Origin of the sequence: Sedimentitalea sp. XS_ASV28, assembly GCF_041224545.1 — a bacterium.
Classification (GTDB): Bacteria; Pseudomonadota; Alphaproteobacteria; order Rhodobacterales; family Rhodobacteraceae; genus Sedimentitalea.
In genome coordinates, this window is the sequence record NZ_JBGFGP010000166.1 from 73,207 (window position 1) to 90,163 (window position 16,957).

At 62.3% G+C, this 16,957-nt stretch carries 14 protein-coding genes; 8 read left to right on the plus strand and 6 right to left on the minus strand.

The features are described from left to right. The first annotated feature begins 117 nt into the window (after positions 1–117). The 5 genes from lpxC to AB9K34_RS19435 all read left to right on the plus strand — a co-directional run bounded on the left by lpxC (position 118) and on the right by AB9K34_RS19435 (position 6,232). A complete protein-coding gene (gene lpxC, locus AB9K34_RS19415; RefSeq protein WP_369956113.1) occupies positions 118–1,038 on the plus strand; it encodes a UDP-3-O-acyl-N-acetylglucosamine deacetylase in 921 nt (306 codons plus the stop codon). A 128-nt stretch (positions 1,039–1,166) separates the two neighbouring features. Beyond that, positions 1,167–2,012 carry an outer membrane protein assembly factor BamD gene (locus AB9K34_RS19420; RefSeq protein ID WP_369956114.1) on the plus strand — a complete coding sequence of 282 codons (846 nt, stop codon included), beginning with the start codon at positions 1,167–1,169 and terminating at the stop codon, positions 2,010–2,012. 119 nt (positions 2,013–2,131) lie between these two features. Continuing rightward, entirely contained in the window at positions 2,132–3,781 is a 1,650-nt protein-coding gene (gene recN, locus AB9K34_RS19425; RefSeq protein ID WP_369956116.1) for a DNA repair protein RecN, read from the plus strand. A gap of 91 nt (positions 3,782–3,872) precedes the next feature. Then, on the plus strand, positions 3,873–5,561 hold the full coding sequence (locus tag AB9K34_RS19430; RefSeq protein WP_369956117.1) for a chloride channel protein: 1,689 nt from the start codon (positions 3,873–3,875) through the stop codon (positions 5,559–5,561). A gap of 125 nt (positions 5,562–5,686) precedes the next feature. Further along, the gene (locus tag AB9K34_RS19435) at positions 5,687–6,232 is read left to right on the plus strand and encodes a VPLPA-CTERM sorting domain-containing protein (protein WP_369956119.1); all 546 of its coding nucleotides are present in this window, start codon (positions 5,687–5,689) and stop codon (positions 6,230–6,232) included. A 111-nt stretch (positions 6,233–6,343) separates the two neighbouring features. Here the strand turns inward: AB9K34_RS19435 and AB9K34_RS19440 are convergent, their stop codons facing one another. Both AB9K34_RS19440 and AB9K34_RS19445 read right to left on the minus strand, forming a co-directional pair. After that, positions 6,344–6,688, minus strand: coding sequence for a DUF427 domain-containing protein (locus AB9K34_RS19440; protein ID WP_369956120.1), 345 nt, complete (start codon positions 6,686–6,688; stop codon positions 6,344–6,346). A gap of 64 nt (positions 6,689–6,752) precedes the next feature. Then, positions 6,753–8,543 (minus strand): aminopeptidase P family protein, encoded by a 1,791-nt coding sequence (locus AB9K34_RS19445; RefSeq protein ID WP_369956122.1) that lies wholly within the window; start codon positions 8,541–8,543, stop codon positions 6,753–6,755. Between the two features lie 157 nt (positions 8,544–8,700). On the opposite strand from AB9K34_RS19445, the gene AB9K34_RS19450 reads away from it, so the two are divergent. Then, positions 8,701–9,042 (plus strand): hypothetical protein, encoded by a 342-nt coding sequence (locus AB9K34_RS19450; RefSeq protein ID WP_369956123.1) that lies wholly within the window; start codon positions 8,701–8,703, stop codon positions 9,040–9,042. Positions 9,043–9,121: 79 nt separating this feature from the next. On the opposite strand, the gene cobT is transcribed toward AB9K34_RS19450, so the two are convergent. Continuing rightward, a complete protein-coding gene (gene cobT, locus AB9K34_RS19455) occupies positions 9,122–10,996 on the minus strand; it encodes a cobaltochelatase subunit CobT (protein WP_369956124.1) in 1,875 nt (624 codons plus the stop codon). Between the two features lie 109 nt (positions 10,997–11,105). Between cobT and AB9K34_RS19460 the strand changes: the two genes are divergently transcribed. Continuing rightward, positions 11,106–11,876: a hypothetical protein gene (locus AB9K34_RS19460; protein WP_369956126.1), complete on the plus strand. Its 771-nt coding sequence runs from the start codon at positions 11,106–11,108 to the stop codon at positions 11,874–11,876. 24 nt (positions 11,877–11,900) lie between these two features. Here AB9K34_RS19460 and cobS read toward each other — a convergent pair whose 3' ends face one another. From cobS to carA, 3 genes are all read right to left on the minus strand, one after another. Next, complete coding sequence (gene cobS / locus AB9K34_RS19465; protein ID WP_369956128.1) at positions 11,901–12,887, minus strand: cobaltochelatase subunit CobS; 987 nt, start codon at positions 12,885–12,887, stop codon at positions 11,901–11,903. A 197-nt stretch (positions 12,888–13,084) separates the two neighbouring features. Next, complete coding sequence (locus AB9K34_RS19470; RefSeq protein ID WP_369956129.1) at positions 13,085–14,974, minus strand: glycosyltransferase; 1,890 nt, start codon at positions 14,972–14,974, stop codon at positions 13,085–13,087. Between the two features lie 113 nt (positions 14,975–15,087). After that, positions 15,088–16,248 (minus strand): glutamine-hydrolyzing carbamoyl-phosphate synthase small subunit, encoded by a 1,161-nt coding sequence (carA, locus tag AB9K34_RS19475; RefSeq protein WP_369956131.1) that lies wholly within the window; start codon positions 16,246–16,248, stop codon positions 15,088–15,090. Between the two features lie 184 nt (positions 16,249–16,432). Here carA and AB9K34_RS19480 point away from each other — a divergent pair, with 184 nt between their 5' ends. Next, a complete protein-coding gene (locus AB9K34_RS19480; RefSeq protein WP_369956132.1) occupies positions 16,433–16,897 on the plus strand; it encodes a GatB/YqeY domain-containing protein in 465 nt (154 codons plus the stop codon). The last annotated feature ends 60 nt before the right edge of the window (positions 16,898–16,957 follow it).

Below are 16,957 nucleotides of genomic sequence, written 5' to 3' on the forward strand. Positions count from 1 at the left end.
ATCTGTTACATCCATGTTTCATTCGGTTACAAAGATTGAGTTGAGCGACAAATGACAGCCGCTTAACTGGTGATACGCCGACCCGGACGTGGTTGGAGAAACGGTTAGAGGCCTGTCTTGCAAAATACGCTCAAAGCCCCGGTAACATTTGAAGGTGTCGGTCTGCACAGCGGTGCGCCGGCGCGCTTGGTGTTGCGTCCGGCCCAGGCCGGATTTGGCATCCGCTTTCGTCGAACCGATATCGAGCTTGGCAATTCCGTCATCCCCGCACTCTGGGATCGCGTGGAACGCAGCCCGCTATGTACCCGGCTTGTGAATGAGGCGGGTGTGTCCGTCTCGACGATAGAACATGTGATGGCGGCGCTGTCCGGTTGCGGTGTCAACAATGCGCTGATCGACATCGATGGCCCCGAGGTTCCGATCCTTGACGGCTCTTCCGCGCCGTTCGTGCGGGGTATCATGGCGCGCGGTGTGCGGGTACAGGGTGCGCCGGTCGTGGCGATCGAGATTTTGCAGCCGGTCACGGTGGAAAAAGACGGCGCGCGCGCGACGCTGTTGCCGGCGGACGGGTTCGAGATCGAATTTCACATAGATTTCGCCGACAAGGCGATCGGGCGCCAGAGCAAGGTTCTGGACATGCGCAACGGTGCCTTTGCGCGCGAATTGTGCGACAGCCGGACCTTCTGTCGGCAGGCCGATGTGGATGCGATGCATGCGCAGGGCCTTGCACTTGGCGGAACGCTGGATAATGCGGTTGTCGTTGACGGCGACGATGTGCTCAGCCCGGGTGGCTTCCGCCATGCGGACGAAGCGGTACGCCACAAGATGCTGGACGCACTCGGAGATCTGGCGCTTGCCGGTGGTCCGATTCTTGGCCGTTACGTGGGTGAACGGGCCGGTCATTCGCTGACCAATACGCTGCTGCGGGCGCTGTTCGACACGCCGGGTGCTTTCCGGATGGTGATCTGCGATGGCGAGGAGGCCGCGCGCCTGCCGGGGCAGGGGCTTGTCTGGGCGGAGATCCCGCAGGTCGCCTGACTTGGAAACCCCACAACCGATACGATCGCGTCCGCATGTCTTTAAGGCGTTTTGCACCCGAAAATATTGTGCTAGACCCAACCGCAATCGGGGCGACACCCCGGATCAGGCGACAAGGGTAATCTAGAATGTTGGGTGGCAAGTACAGGGCCAAGGTCATCGGCGCGGTTGTTCTCGCGGCATTTCTCGCTGCGTGTTCCGGCAGCCAGAGGGCGGACCGGACCGAGTCGCTCGAAAGCTATACCCCGGAACAGATATTCGAACGCGGCGAGTTCGACCTCGCGCGGGACCGCACTGACGACGCAGCCTGGTACTTTTCCGAGATAGAACGGCTTTATCCCTATTCGTCCTGGGCAAAGCGCGCGCTGATCATGCAGGCCTATTCCTTCCATCAGGGCAAGGATTACCCCAACAGCCGCGCCGCCGCGCAGCGGTTCATCGATTTCTACCCGGCGGATCAGGATGCCGCCTATGCGCAGTATCTGCTCGCGCTCAGCTATTACGACCAGATCGACGAAGTCGGCCGCGACCAGGGGCTGACCTTTCAGGCGCTGCAAGCGCTGCGCACGGTCATCGAGCAATACCCCGACAGCGAGTATGCGACGTCGGCGATACTGAAGTTCGATCTGGCGTTCGACCACCTCGCGGGCAAGGAAATGGAAATCGGGCGCTATTATCTGCGTCGCAGCCATTACGCCGCCGCGATCAACCGTTTCCGGGTGGTGATCGAGGATTTCCAGACCACGAGCCACACTGCCGAAGCGCTGTTTCGGGTGATTGAAGCCTATTTGTCGCTGGGGCTGTTGGACGAAGCACAGACCGCCGGTGCGATCCTTGGATACAACTACCGCTCGTCCGAGTGGTACGAGGACGCCTATAAGCTGTTGACCAGCCGTGGCCTCAAGATGAAGAGCCGTGGCAATAACTGGCTCAGTCAAATCTACCGACAGTCGGTCAAGGGGCAATGGCTCTGAACCGGTGCCGGTCCGGAGCGCATCTTGCAATCCTTCAGGGCGCACAGCCGAAAATGATGCAATCGTGACATGGGGCGGCGGCCCGGAACTGGGGCCGCTTCGCACGCGGGATAGGTGGAATGCTTCGCGCGCTTGATATTCGTGACATGCTGATCATCGACCGGCTGGAGCTTGCTTTCGAGCCGGGTCTCAACGTGCTGACCGGAGAGACCGGTGCCGGCAAGTCGATCCTGCTGGACGCCCTGGGGTTCGTACTGGGCTGGCGCGGACGTGCCGAACTGGTGCGGCAGGGCGCAGAACAGGGCGAGGTCGTTGCGGTATTCGACCTGCCTCCCGCTCATGCGGCCCATGCCGTGCTGGAGGCGGCGGGATTGCCGGGGGGCGATGAGCTCATCCTGCGCCGCGTCAACCTGCCTGATGGGCGCAAGACGGCCTGGGTGAATGATCGCCGCTGTTCCGGGGACGTGTTGCGCGCGCTTTCCCAGACGCTTGTCGAACTGCACGGCCAGCATGATGATCGTGGCTTGCTCGACCCGCGCGGGCATCGTGACATGCTCGATGCGTTCGGAGCGCTGGCACCCGCGCGGGCTGCAACCAGGACGGCTTGGAGCGCGCTGTCGCAGGCACGAAAGCGCGTGCACGACACACGCGCCGCCCTTGATGCGATCCGCGAAGAGGAAGAGTTCCTGCGCCATGCGGTCGCGGAATTCGATGCGCTGGACCCGCAGGCCGACGAAGATGCGGAACTCGACTCGCGACGCCGCCGGATGCAGGCTGCGGTCCGCATTCGCGAGGACGTGGTCCGCGCGCTTGGCCTGCTGGGCGGGGATGGTGCCGAGGGCGCGATGTCGGATGCCCTGCGATGGCTCGATGGGGTTGCCGATCAGGCCGATGGCACATTGGAAGAGCCGCTTGCGGCGCTGAACCGGGCGCTGGTCGAACTGGGCGAGGCGCAGACCGGGATCGAATCCAGCCTCGACACGCTGGACTTCGATGAGCACGAGCTGCTGGCCACGGAAGAGCGCTTGTTCGCCCTGCGCGCACTTGCGCGCAAGCACGATTGCATCCCCGACGCGTTGCCCGAGGTCGGGTCGTCCTTGCGCGACCGCCTGGCGACACTGGATGCTGGCGATGCGGACCTCGCGCAGCAGGAAGCAGAGCTCCGGTCAGCGCAAAGTGCCTATGATGCTGCCGCGGCTGTGCTTTCTGCGGAACGGGTCGTTGCCGCCGAACGGCTTGACGCGGCGGTGATGGCGGAACTGGCGCCGCTGCGGATGGAGCGCGCAACGTTCCGAACGATCCTCGATACGGCGGAAGCCGGGCCTGACGGCAAGGACACGGCCACCTTTACCGTCGCAACCAACCCGGGCGCACCGGCCGGCGCGCTGAACAAGATTGCGTCGGGGGGCGAGCTCAGCCGGTTCCTGCTGGCGCTCAAGGTGTGCCTGTCGGCGCGTGACGACGGATTGACCATGATATTTGATGAAATCGACCGCGGTGTGGGCGGTGCGACCGCGGATGCGGTGGGAAGGCGGCTGGCCCGGCTCGCGGAGGATGGCCAGATACTGGTCGTGACCCATTCGCCGCAGGTTGCCGCGCGCGGGTCGCATCACTGGCGTGTCGAGAAACAGGTCATCGACGGGATGACCCTGTCGCGTGTCGTGCCCCTCGCCGAGACCGAGCGCACCGATGAAATCGCCCGGATGCTCGCCGGAGATACGGTGACGAACGAGGCCCGCGCGGCGGCGCGCGCCTTGCTTGCAGGGTGAAGCGAGTTCAGGACAGGTCGCCCGTGAGTTCGAAAATTCGGGTCGACGTGAAACCGCAGTAGACAGGAAAGGCCCGGACACCGGTATCCAGATGGCAGACACCACCCGCTCGATCCTCGCCAGGCAACTGGCGCAAGCCGGTCACGCGCTGCGCAACGGCCTGGTCGTCATGCGCCAGCGCGGCCCGAGCCATATCCAGTTCTGGTTCATCGCGCTGCTCATCGGTATCGCAGCGGGGTTTGCGGCGCTTGGTTTTCGCCTCGGGATCGCGGCATTGCAGGCGGCGCTTTACGGCACCGAGGATGTCCGCCTGCTGCACAGCCATGCGGAAAAATTGCCATGGTACTGGATCCTCGTGATTCCGATCGTCGGCGGGCTTGTTGTCGGTGTGATCCTCAACCGGTTCACCCCGGATGGCCGGGTGCGGGCGGTGGCCGATGTGATCGAGGGCGCCGCGCTGCGCGACGGGCGGGTCGAGACCCGCGCCGGCCTGGCATCGCTGGCCGCGTCTTTCATCACGCTCAGTTCGGGCGGTTCGTCTGGCCGGGAAGGTCCGGTGGTTCACATGGCGGGGGTGATCTCCACCTGGGTGAGCGACCGGATCCACGCCGACGGCATCACCGGTCGCGACCTTCTGGGTTGTGCGGTGGCCGCCGCCGTGTCGGCCAGCTTCAATGCGCCCATCGCCGGGGCGATCTTTGCGCTTGAGGTGGTGCTGCGCCATTTTGCCGTGCATTCCTTTGCGCCGATTGCCATTGCCAGCGTTGCAGGGACAGTCATCAACCGGCTTCACCTCGGAGATGTGGCCGAGTTCAATCTGATCACGCCGGGGGCCCTGCAATTCTATGTCGAGCTTCCGGCGTTCCTGCTGCTGGGACTTGTCTGCGGGGTTGTGGCCGCAGTGTTGATGCGGGCAATTTTCTGGACCGAGAACATCGCCGATCATCTGCAAGCGCGACTCGGGTTTCCCGGGTGGAGTCGGCCGGCCATTGCCGGGGCGATGCTGGGCGTGATCGCGATCTGGTTTCCGCATATCATCGGTGTCGGCTACGAAACCACGCGGATCGCCCTGTCGGGCGAACTGGTTCTGGTCACCGCGATCCTGTTCACCGTGGTCAAGGTCGCTGCGGTGGCGATCACCATAGGCGGGCGGATGGGGGGCGGGGTGTTTTCGCCGTCGCTGATGGTTGGCGCGCTGACCGGATTGTCCTTTGGAATCATCGCCACCAACGTGCTGCCCGAAGTGTCGGGAACACATGCGCTTTATGCTTTTGCCGGCATGGGGGCGGTGGCGGCGGCGGTGCTGGGTGCGCCGATCTCGACCACCCTGATCGTGTTCGAACTGACCGGAGACTGGCAGATCGGCCTCGCCGTCATGGTCTCGGTCAGCCTGTCGACGGCTCTGGCCTCGCGCATCGTGGATCGTTCGTTCTTTCTCACGCAGTTGCAGCGCCGGGGCATCGGCCTTGCCGCAGGCCCACAGGCCTATGTGCTGTCGCTGTTGCGGGCGGGGGCGGTGATGCGCCCCCCCGATCACGCACGCGCCGCCGATCCCGAGCGTTGCGCCGAGATGATCGGCGAAGGTACGTGCATCACGCCGTCAAGCACGCTCGAATCGGCAATGCCTATGCTGGAGCGGGGCGAGGACGGGTTCCTGCCGGTCGTGGTTCTGGAGGGCGATGACACCACACCGCGACTTGTGGGGGCATTGTTTTATGTTGACGCGCTCAAGGCGTATAACCGGGCGCTCGCCGCGACAGCGGCGGAAGAGCATTCCTGACCACGAAACATTTTTTTCGCCGATAGTGACAATTGTCCGAAACTTGACGCAATTGGGTCCTCATTTGACCATCAAACCGGGTGATAACGCCTGCAGTGAGGTAATCAGTAAGCGGAGTTCATCGCATGACTTTCAAACTTTCAGGGTTGGCTGCGGCTGCATTTGTTATCGTGGCCAGCCTGATTTCACCGGCCAGCGCCGCAACTGTCGACGCAAGCAACGATGTTACGTTTCAGTTCGATTTGTCGGGTGTCGGCGACGCAAGCTTCTCCAGTTTCGGTTACAATTGCAATGGATGCAGCGGCGAAGGCCTGTTCGAATCCGGTGCCAGCGTTCAGATCGATTTCGGGACGACGCTGGGTGCTTCCGACATCGGAAGCCGCACATTTACCAACCCGTTCAACTTTGCGATCAGCAATGTCGGTTCCGGCCTGTCGCCTCAAATCGAGGTTGCCGGTTCGGTCGAGACCCTGTTCATGACCTTCCGGTTTGTCGATGACGCGTTCGATATCTTCAATGCTTCGATCTCTGGCGGGGGGATCGGCACGCTGAATGGCGGTCTTGTCGAAAACCCCGTGCCGTCGCCGGTTCCGCTGCCCGCCGGGTTCCTGTTGATGGCCAGCGCAATTGGCGGTCTGGCTTTCGTCAAACGCAAGCAGGCATCCGCGTAAACAAATTTAATATAAAGAGTTGGCAAATTTCCTGACGAAACAGGTTATTCGCAAAATGGTATAAGTGAAAACCGGGGCAAGCGCCCCGGTTTTTGCATTTCTGCGCCCTGCTCAGACCTGTTCGACCTTGATCGTGTCGCCGGTCGCGAAGGCCAGATGGTCCTTGATCTCGGCCACCGCCTCGAGCGGATTCTCGTAGGTCCAGACCGCGTTTTCATCGACCGAGGATTTGTTGACGATCGAATAATAATTCGCATCGCCCTTGTGCGGGCAGTGGGTTGTCTTGTCGGTCCGGTCAAGGAACGCCATGGCGATATCGTCGCGCGGAAAATAGATCACCGGCGCAAGATCGCCTTCGCTCAACTCAAGCGCCGCAGTGGTTTCGCCCAATACCGCGCCGCCCGAGCGCACAGTCCAGGTGCCGGGCTTCTTGCGAATACGAATATGATTTGCCATCTGGTTTCCCCTTGGAACTATGCGTCTGGCCCGTTGTGCCTGCGCGAAATTTGATGCCGCAACCTCAGATCGGCGCGGTCGCCGCATCCAACCACATCTGTGCTGACTTGCCTACCCGAGGCGCGATCTTTTCGCGGACGTCGCAATGGTAGTTGTTCAGCCATTTCCGGTCATCGGGGGACAGCATGTCGGTGTCGATGAGCCGCCGGTCGATCGGCACGAAGGTCAGGGTTTTCCAGCACAGCATTTCACGCTCGGCGTCGCCATCCGGCGGCGTCGATGCGTCTTCGACCACCAGAAGGTTCTCGATCCGGATGCCAAACGCCCCCTCGCGGTAATATCCCGGTTCGTTGGACAGTATCATCCCCGGTTCCAGGGGCACCGTGCTCATCCTGCTCAGGCGCTGAGGACCTTCGTGAACGCTCAGATAGGCACCCACCCCGTGGCCCAGCCCGTGATTGAAATCCTGTCCGGCCAGCCAAAGCGGCATGCGTCCGATCGCCTCGATATCGCGTCCGGCCAGCCCCTTGGGCCAGCGCAGACGCGACATGGCGATCATGCCTTGCAAGACGCGTGTAAAGGCCGCGCGTTCCTGCGCGCCGGGCGGGCCGATTGCAATGGTGCGGGTGATGTCGGTCGTGCCGTCAAGATATTGCCCGCCACTGTCCAGAACCAGCAGATGCCCGTCCTCCAGGACGCTGTCGGTTTCCTCGCTAACCCGATAGTGCATGATCGCCCCGTTCGGACCGGTGCCCGAGATGGTGTCAAAACTGATGTCCTGCAAGGCATTGTCCCTGCGCCGGATCTCTTCCAGTTTCTTGACCACCTTGATTTCGGTCAGGCTGCCTGTGGGCTGCGCATCGAGCCAGGCCAGCAACTCCACCATCGCAGCGCCATCACGCAGATGCGCCGCCGCGCTCCCGTCGATCTCGGCGCGGTTCTTGCGTGCCTTGGGCAGCGAACAGGGATCGTCGCCAAAGACCATCGATTCGCCCAGCACATCAGCGATCTTTTGCGGCGCCGACGATTTTTCGACCCGCACCGGACCATGCAGTGCGGCGATGCTCTCAAGGAACTTGTCCGGCGGCAGGATGCAGACCGAGTCATCCAGGTGGTCACGCACGGCGCGCAGCTTGTCGGCCTGCATGAACAGATCGACGCGTGCATCATCGTGCAAAACCGCAAACCCGTGTGCGACAGGGTTGCGGGGGATATCGGAGCCGCGAATGTTCAACAGCCACATGATCGAGTCAGGCAGCGTTATCAAAGCCGCGCGATGACCCGCGCTGCGCAATTCCTCTGCCAGCCGCGTCAATTTGGAGTCCGCAGTTTCCCCGGCAAATTCAATCGGATGTGCCTTTACCGGCTGCATCGGGGCTGGCGGTTGATCGGTCCAGATCGCGTCGACGAGGTTTTCGCTTTGCACCATGGAGATATCGGTGCCCGAGAACGCATCTGTCCAGCGTTCAACCTCGGCGATGGTGTGCAACCACGGATCGAACCCCACGCGACCGCCGTCCGGAAGGTGCCGGATCAGCCACTCGGGCAGGTTGGTGTCAGGCCAGGGTACGGGCGTAAAGTCCGGCGCGACCTGGGCCTTGACCTGCGTGCGATAGCGACCGTCGACAAAGACGCCGGCCACGTCCTGCAATGCCGCGCAGAAACCGGCCGATCCGGTGAAGCCGGTAAGCCAGGCCAGCCGTGCGTCATGATCCGCAACATATTCTCCCTGATGTGCATCTGCGCGTGGCACGAGGAACCCTTCAAGCTCGCGAGCTTTCATTTCCGCGCGCAGCCGGGCGAGGCGCGGGGGGCCTTGTTCGGGGCGGGACGTCACTTCGAAACTCTGGAACATGTCTGATCTGCCTGCTTCCTGTGTCCGGGCGAAACCTGAGCGGGTCGGCGCAAAATGTCCAGCCCGTGTAACGTGCGTGCGAAGACCGGTGCACGGCTTGCGGACCGGGCGGAACTGACGCTAGGCTGCGTGTGAGTGTTGCGGGAGTATACGGGCGATGAAACGACTGATTGCCATCCTCCTCCTGTTGCCAATGGCAGTTGGCGCAGAAGGCACCGAAGAGAAAGTCGAGTTGCCCGACCTCGCCGCAGATGCTTTGGTCGAAAAGGCAGGATCGAAACGGGGCGTTCGCGGGCTGGAATTGTCTCGCGCGGTCCCGAGCCGCAACGGCGGTAAAACGATGTGCGGCACGACTAATGCCTATAACAGCTCCGGAAATTTCGTGGGGCTGACCTATTGGGAATTCACCTTCAACGCCGACGGCTCGGAAGTGGAACGGATGCGCAATGTGACCGGGCTGAACAGCAACTGCTACAGCGCCCGATACAAGAAATACTGACGGGTTCGTCCGCTGTCGTCGTTCTGACCGGCTTGCGTGATATCAAGAGAAAGCCGCCTCGCAGAAGACCCCCGGTCGATCACCCCGCCTTTCTGATCCCCATGACCCGAGCGCGCGCGCGCGGGTCCGCGTCGAACAGGGCGGCAAGCTGTTCGGTCATGGCGCCTGCCAGTTGCTCGACATCGGTGATCGTCACGGCGCGTTCGTAATAGCGGGTGACGTCGTGCCCGATGCCGATGGCCAAAAGTTCGACCGCCTTTCGCCGCTCGACCATATCGATCACGTCACGCAGGTGCTTTTCAAGGTAGCTGGCGGGATTGACCGACAGGGTGGAATCGTCGACTGGTGCACCGTCGGAAATCACCATCAGGATCTTGCGCGCCTCGCGGCGGTTCACCATGCGCCGATGCGCCCATTCCAGCGCCTCGCCGTCGATGTTTTCCTTGAGCAGGCCCTCTTTCATCATCAGGCCGAGATTGTCGCGCGAGCGGCGCCACGGAGCGTCGGCGCGCTTGTAGATGATGTGACGCAAATCGTTCAGGCGTCCGGGCTGTTGCGGGCGGCCATCGTTCAGCCACGCTTCGCGCGCCAGCCCGCCCTTCCAGGCCCGCGTCGTGAACCCGAGGATTTCGACCTTGACGTTGCACCGCTCCAGTGTCCGCGCCAGAACGTCGGCACAGATCGCGGCGATCGAGATCGGGCGACCCCGCATGGAGCCGGAGTTGTCCAGCAGCAGCGTCACGATGGTGTCGCGAAACTCGGTGTCTTTTTCGACCTTGAAGCTGAGCGGGGTGGTGGGGTTGGCAACGACCCGTGCCAGGCGACCGGCATCTAGGATGCCTTCCTCGCGGTCAAATTCCCACGAACGGTTCTGCTGTGCCTGCAGGCGGCGCTGCAGCTTGTTGGCCAGTCGCGACACCGCCCCCTTGAGCGGTTCGAGCTGCTGGTCGAGATAGGCGCGCAAGCGTTCAAGCTCGACCGGTTCGGCGAGGTCTTCGGCGGCGATTTCCTCGTCATGCTCGGTCTTGTAGACCTTGTAGTCCGGGTCCGCGTCCGAGATCGGCTGTGGAGCAGGGGGTTCCAGCGGCGCTTCGCCGTCGGGCATTTCGGCATCTTCCGCCAGTTCCTGATCGGCAAGATCATCGGAACTCACCTGTGCCTGGGACTGATCCTGCTGATCGTCCTGCGTCTGCTCCGGATCGGCATCGGCGCTGTCATCATCGTCGTCCTGCCCGGTGCTGTCGGGGTCTTGATCCTCTTCGGGATCGTCCTCGGCCTGATCTTCCTGGTCCTCGTCCTCGCTGTCGGGATCCTCGCCAAGCTGGTCGCCATAGCCCAGATCGGCGATGACCTGCCGCGCGAACCTGGCGAAATCCGACTGGTCGGCAAGCCGATCCTGAAGGTTTTCGAGTGTCCCGCCAGCCTGCTCCTCGATGAATCCGCGCCACAGGTCCATGACGTTCTGCGCGCCGCGCGGCATGTCGCGCCCGGTCGCGAGATGGCGGATCAGGTATCCGGCGGCAACCGATAGCGGTGCTTCGGACGCCTCGGTGATCTGGTCATAGCCGCGGCGCAGCGCTTCGTTGCCGATCTTGGCGTCGATATTGCCCGCGGTGCCGGGCATATCCCGCGCACCCATCGCTTCGCATCGGGCGGTTTCCATGGCTTCGTATAATTCACGCGCCATGTCACCCGGAGGCGCGTATCGTGCGTGGGTGGCGGTGTCGTGGTACTTGCGGTGCAGCGCCAGCGCATCGGCCGTACCCCGCGCAAGCAGCACCTCTTCACGGGTCATGCGGCGGCTGACCTGGGGCAGGCGCATCGCATCGCCCGACAGTCCCGAAGGATCGACCGTGTAGCTGATCGACAGGTCCGGGTCGTCGGCCATCACCTTGGTCGCCTCGGCCAATGCCTTCTTGAAAGGATCGGCGGGGTTGTCGGATTTGATGGCCATTGCGATGCTCGACAGTCTCAGGGTTAGCGTTGCGCGCCGGAGTATTCCCACGCAAGATGATCGGGCCCGGCAGATGTCGGTCGCACGTATTTGGCGAAGGATACCGGTCTTGCGCGTTGTATATTGTGTTTACGGAAAGCGAAAGTACGTCTTGCAACTCGAGGGGTCGATCCGCTCGTTGCGGCAGCATCACCCGAAGGCCCGGATCGAGGTGCATACCACACCGGATTGCGCGCCGCGGCTGGTCCATCTGGGCGCGGAAATCCACCTGATCGAGGGCGCAGCCCCGCGCGAGAGCGCCTGGCATGATCCGCTGATGAAAGCGGCGGCGATCCGCGCTGCCTGCGGGTCGGATTTCCTCTATCTGGACAACGACACCCATATCTGTGGGTCGCTGCAACCGGCCTGGGATATGCTTACCCGGTTTGATTACATGGGTGTTCACGCTCCGATCCATGACGAGCGAGAGTTTCTGGGCTATCCGAGCCCCCCGGACCTGCTCAGGTTGCCAACGGCCTTTCCCGAGTGGAACAGCGGCGTGCTGTTCCTGTCAGGCCGACAGGCCGCGTCCGACCTGATCGCGAACTGGCATGGGCTGTTGTCACGTGGCTATGAGGGGAACAGCGACCAATGGCTGTTGCGGGTCGCCCTGTGGCAGGGGACGGGGCGGGCGCATGTGCTGCCGGCCACCTATAATTGCCGGCTGCCCCTGTGCCCTTCGGTCTATGGCAAGATCCGGGTGCTGCACGGGGAACATCCCGACCTTGCGGGCGTGGCCGCGGCATTGAATGCCGATCTCGGCCCGCGCCAGTTGCGGCGTCGCAAGGGAACATGGAGCTATGCCCTTGCGAGCAGGCAACAATCCCGTCCCGCCAAATAGCAGGACGGGCCTGTTCGTCCGGGCTCAGCCCAGTGCCGTGCTCGCGGCGCTCTCGGGCAGTTCCTCGTCAAAGCAACGCTGATAGAATTCGGCGACCGTCTGCCGCTCCAGCTCGTCGCATTTATTGAGGAAGGACAGGCGGAAGGCATATCCGACATTGCGGAAAATCTCGGCGTTCTGTGCCCATGTGATTACCGTTCGCGGGCTCATCACGGTAGAGAGATCTCCATTCATGAATGCCGTGCGTGTCAGATCGGCGACGGTTACCATCTGGCTGATGGTCTTGCGACCCTTCTCGGTGTTGTAATGCGGCGCCTTGGTCAGAACGATGGCGCTTTCGGCGTCATGGCTGAGGTAGTTCAGCGTCGCCACCAGCGACCATCGGTCCATCTGCGCCTGGTTGATCTGCTGGGTGCCGTGGTAGAGGCCCGTCGTATCGCCCAGGCCGACCGTGTTCGAGGTCGCGAACAGACGGAAATACGGGTTCGGCGTGATGATTTCGTTCTGGTCCAGCAAGGTCAGCTTGCCATCATGTTCAAGAACCCGCTGGATCACGAACATCACGTCGGCCCGCCCGGCGTCGTATTCGTCGAATACGATCGCGGTCGGATTGCGCAGGGCCCAGGGCAGGATGCCTTCGTGGAACTCGGTGACCTGTTTGCCATCGCGCAGCTTGATCGCATCCTTGCCGATCAGGTCGATCCGGCTGATATGGCTGTCCAGGTTGACCCGCACGGTCGGCCAGTTCAGTCGCGCCGCAACCTGTTCGATATGGGTCGACTTGCCCGTGCCGTGATAGCCCTGCACCATGACCCGTCGGTTGTGGGAGAAGCCCGCCAGGATCGCCAGCGTGGTATCGGGGTCGAACTTGTAGGTGGCGTCAAGTTCGGGCACACGGTCGGTCCGATCGGCAAATGCCTTGACCGTCATCGGGGTATCAATCCCGAACACCTCGCGAACCGAGATCTCCTCGGTCGGTTTTGCATTCATCTCAATCGTGCCGTCGGCCATGCCCGTTGTCCTCATCCTCTGTCGCCCCGATTGGGGGCCGAACCAGCGTGTGGTGCAACATTCGGCAGGCAAGGGCAAGGGGAAGGGCGGGGAATTTCGATCCAACGTGGCGCAGCGGCGGCCAAATTCACGCGCGGTGCCTGGCCCGCCGGATCACGGGTGCGTGGCTGCAAACCGAGATCAGCAAGTTAGCGGTGCTAGTCCACGCCAAGCTCTGACGGGGCGTGGCCATGCTGCGTCTTGTCCCAGTAATAGGGGCGCAGGATCAGTTCGTAGAGCGCCTTGTAGGCGGCGATTGCGGCGAGTGGGAAGTAGCAGATCATGGTCGGCACCCATCGCAGCAGGAAGCGCCGTTCGGGGGCCATGACCGCTGCGACACCGATGCAGAACAGGAGAAATTCCGCGCTGACGAACAGCCCGGTGATCGCGGTGGCCGTTGATGCGGAAACCAGCGTGTGAATCGGATGTTGCAAGCCCAGCAGGACCAGCCAGAACGACCAGAGGATCGGCGCCAGCAGGAACTGGCTGAGAGTGCCGACGAAAAAGGCCTGCAGGCTCAGAAACCGCGCGAGGCCGAGATCGGAAAGCAACTGGTGGGGGTCTCGCATATGGACGAGGTAGGTGACCATGAAGCCCTTGAGCCAACGCGACCGCTGCTTGATCCAGGGCCAGGAGCGGCAATTCGCCTCTTCGAAGGTAACTGTGGGGATCAATTCGGTGCGATACCCCGCCCTGCACAGGCGGACGCCCAGATCGGCATCTTCGGTCACATTATGCGCATCCCAGCCCCCCAGTTCCGCAAGCTTGTCGCGCCGAAAGAACAGCGTTGTTCCACCCAGCGGGATCACCAGACCCAGCCGGGCGATACCCGGCAGCACCACGCGGAACCAGCTTGCATATTCGATGGTAAAACATCGCGCGAGCCAGTTGGTGCGCGGGTTGTAGTAGTCGAGAATACCTTGCAGGCAGACCACATCGTCCGGTGCCTCGGCAAAGCGTGCCGCGACGGTTTCGAGCTGATCGGGCATCGGTGCGTCCTCGGCATCCCAGACCCCGATGATCTCGCCCCGGCAGAAGTCCAGCGCGTAGTTCATCGCGCGCGGTTTGGTCGTCAGACCGTCATGGGCCGGGACGCTGATGACACGCATCCAGGCGGGCAGCCGCGTCTGCGCGAGGGTCTGGCGCGTGACATCGTCGTGTTCCTCAAGCACCAGAACGACATCCAGAAGCGCCTTGGGATAGGTCAGCTTCTCCAGCCGGCGGATCAGCGCACCGGCAATTTCCTTTTCGCGAAACAGCGGCACGAGTACCGAAATCTTGGGGCGGCGTGGTCGTGGGCGAGCGGCGATCGGCGATCTGTCCGGCAGACCGGTGCCAGCGTTTCCCACCAGATAAGCGACGAAGGCCAGCAGCTTGAGAGCAGAGAACATCAACAAGGTCGCGATGGCCAGAAGACTGAGGGCCGCGAGTACGGCAACAGGCGTGACGCCCACCGGTATCGCAAAAAGAAGAAACAGCAGCGGAAGCGTTGCGGGGTGTCGCGATTGCCAGGTGCGGCAACTGAATTGCGCGGGAACCCGCGCGCCCGCGGCCTTGGCCATGGGCAGGGTAAACCGTTCGGCGATAGCGGCCTCGATCTGCGCGCCGCTGGCCAGTACCGGCAGCGGCGCGGCATAGACATCGCCAAGCGCGGCGCGCACGCTTTCAAAGCAATCGGGCCGGTCCGTGGCAATCAGCACCGTACCGTCCTCGCGCCGCCAGGGGATGACACGATGACTGAGCCAGAAGCCGTGCGGCATGCGATGGCACAGGTCTTCGTCCGGTGGCTCAAGCGTCAGGTCAACTTCGCGGATCTGGTATTGTTGCGCCAGGGCATCGCGAATATCGGCGGGGCTGGCCCATCCTTCTGACACCAGGATTTCGCCGATTGGCGCGCCGAGCGTCAGTTGCAGTTGCAACGCGCGCACGAGCTGGTTCGAGGTGATGGTTCCGCGCTCGACGAGGTACTGTCCAAGTGGCAACGGCCTGTGCGCCGGTGCGATGAACGCCGGCCGGGGCGCCAGTAGTCGCAGGTTTTGTGTATTCATCCCGTTGGCCCGACGAGCAGTTGAAGTCGGGCATCAGCGTGACGCGGCGGATGTTAACAGCAGATTAAGTTGCTGGTATTTATCGACAATGCGCCTAAAATACTAAGCTTTCGTCAGGACTTTCTCGCGCTCATCGCTTCGGCGAAACGCTCGAAGAGATAGAAACTGTCCTGCGGGCCGGGGCTGGCTTCGGGGTGATGTTGCACCGAATATACCGGACGTTCCTTCATTCGGATGCCGCAGTTGGAACCGTCAAACAGCGACCGGTGTGTCTCGACAATCCCGTCGGGCAATGTCTGGGCATCCACGGCAAACCCGTGGTTCATCGAAGTGATCTCAACCTTGCCGGTCTCCATGTCCTTGACCGGATGGTTGGCCCCGTGGTGCCCGTGGTTCATCTTGACGGTCTTCGCTCCGAGCGCGAGCGCCAGCATCTGATGCCCAAGGCAGATGCCGAAAACCGGGATGTCCGTCTTGTCCAACACGTCGCGGATCATCGGCACCGCATAGCTGCCGGTGGCGGCCGGGTCGCCGGGACCGTTGGACAGGAACAACCCGTCAGGCTGGTGCGCGAGAACCTCTTCCGAGGATGCGGTCGCGGGCAGCACCGTAACATCGCATCCGGCGCTTGCGAGACAGCGCAGAATGTTGCGCTTGGCACCGTAATCAATGGCGATAACCTTGTGTTTCGCGGCGGTCTGGGGCGCATAGCCTTCGGGCCAGGCCCACCGCATCTCGTCCCAGCGGTAGGATTGTGCGCAGGTCACTTCCTTGGCGAGATCCATCCCTTCGAGGCCGGCGAAACCGCGTGCCGCGGCGACCAGAGCTTCAAGGTCGAACTTGCCGTCCGGGTCATGCGCCAGGGCGACATGGGGCGCACCCTGTTGGCGGATCGCACGGGTTAGCCGACGCGTGTCGACACCGCCGATGGCGATGCGGCCACGCCGCGCCAGCCACTCTTGCAGATGCTCGGTGGCGCGCCAATTGCTCGGTGCGGTGGGATCCCACTTGACCACCATGCCCGACGCGACCGGATCGGCGGTCTCGTCATCGTCCGGATTGACACCGACATTGCCGATATGCGGGAAGGTAAAGGTGATGACCTGCCCGGCATAGGAGGGGTCGGTCATGATTTCCTGATAGCCGGTCATGGCCGTGTTGAAGCAGAGCTCTGCGGTGGTCTGCCCGGTTGCACCGAAACCGACGCCATAAAACACGGACCCGTCAGCAAGCGCCAGGCAGGCGGTGGGCTTTGGCAAGGCGGATTGGGCCATGGTGCGACTCTCTTATGGGCTGAATTCACGGATACCTAAGCGGCACGCGGACACAGGTCAAGTCCGGTCACAATTTGGGACATCGCGTATTATCAACAGGTTACGTCGCGGCCCCACGGTTGAAACGCGCTTTTTACTTCTGTAGTGTCGGTGTTTCGAACTCCATGGGGATGGAACACTCAATATGAACATGCGAACGCGGGTAAATGATGCCCTCAAACAGGCAATGCGAGACAAGGCCACCATGCGCCTGTCGACATTGCGATTGATCTGTGCGGCGATCAAGGATCAGGACATTGCAGCGCGTGGCGAAGGAGCGGAGGGCGGTGTCAGTGACGCCGACGTGCTGGCGATTCTGAGCAAGATGACCAAGCAGAGACAGGAAAGCGCGCGCGCCTATGAAGAGGGCGGGCGCATCGATCTTGCCGAAAGAGAGCGGCAGGAGATTGAAATAATTCAAGAATTCCTGCCCAAGCAAATGGGTGAGGATGAGATTGCCAAGGCGGTCCGCTCGGCTGTCGAGACGACCGGTGCAACATCGATCCGCGACATGGGCAAGGTGATGGCCGAACTCAAGGGGCGCTATACCGGGCAGATGGACTTTGGCAAGGTCGGGCCGCTGGTCAAGGAAAGTCTCTGCGCCGGCTGACCCCGCCGCGACGCCTGTCTTGTGTCATGCAAGCTACCGCTGTTGAGGCCTGGCAAGCGT

Excerpts from the sequence above, each read along its gene's own strand:
- cobT (WP_369956124.1), bottom strand. The coding sequence starts at position 10,996 with ATGGCCATCAAATCCGACAACCCCGCCGATCCTTTCAAGAAGGCATTG.
- AB9K34_RS19430 (WP_369956117.1), top strand. The coding sequence starts at position 3,873 with ATGGCAGACACCACCCGCTCGATCCTCGCCAGGCAACTGGCGCAAGCC.
- AB9K34_RS19445 (WP_369956122.1), bottom strand. The coding sequence starts at position 8,543 with ATGTTCCAGAGTTTCGAAGTGACGTCCCGCCCCGAACAAGGCCCCCCG.
- AB9K34_RS19450 (WP_369956123.1), top strand. The coding sequence starts at position 8,701 with ATGAAACGACTGATTGCCATCCTCCTCCTGTTGCCAATGGCAGTTGGC.
- cobS (WP_369956128.1), bottom strand. The coding sequence starts at position 12,887 with ATGGCCGACGGCACGATTGAGATGAATGCAAAACCGACCGAGGAGATC.
- recN (WP_369956116.1), top strand. The coding sequence starts at position 2,132 with ATGCTTCGCGCGCTTGATATTCGTGACATGCTGATCATCGACCGGCTG.
- carA (WP_369956131.1), bottom strand. The coding sequence starts at position 16,248 with ATGGCCCAATCCGCCTTGCCAAAGCCCACCGCCTGCCTGGCGCTTGCT.
- AB9K34_RS19420 (WP_369956114.1), top strand. The coding sequence starts at position 1,167 with ATGTTGGGTGGCAAGTACAGGGCCAAGGTCATCGGCGCGGTTGTTCTC.
- AB9K34_RS19470 (WP_369956129.1), bottom strand. The coding sequence starts at position 14,974 with ATGAATACACAAAACCTGCGACTACTGGCGCCCCGGCCGGCGTTCATC.
- AB9K34_RS19435 (WP_369956119.1), top strand. The coding sequence starts at position 5,687 with ATGACTTTCAAACTTTCAGGGTTGGCTGCGGCTGCATTTGTTATCGTG.
- AB9K34_RS19440 (WP_369956120.1), bottom strand. The coding sequence starts at position 6,688 with ATGGCAAATCATATTCGTATTCGCAAGAAGCCCGGCACCTGGACTGTG.
- AB9K34_RS19480 (WP_369956132.1), top strand. The coding sequence starts at position 16,433 with ATGAACATGCGAACGCGGGTAAATGATGCCCTCAAACAGGCAATGCGA.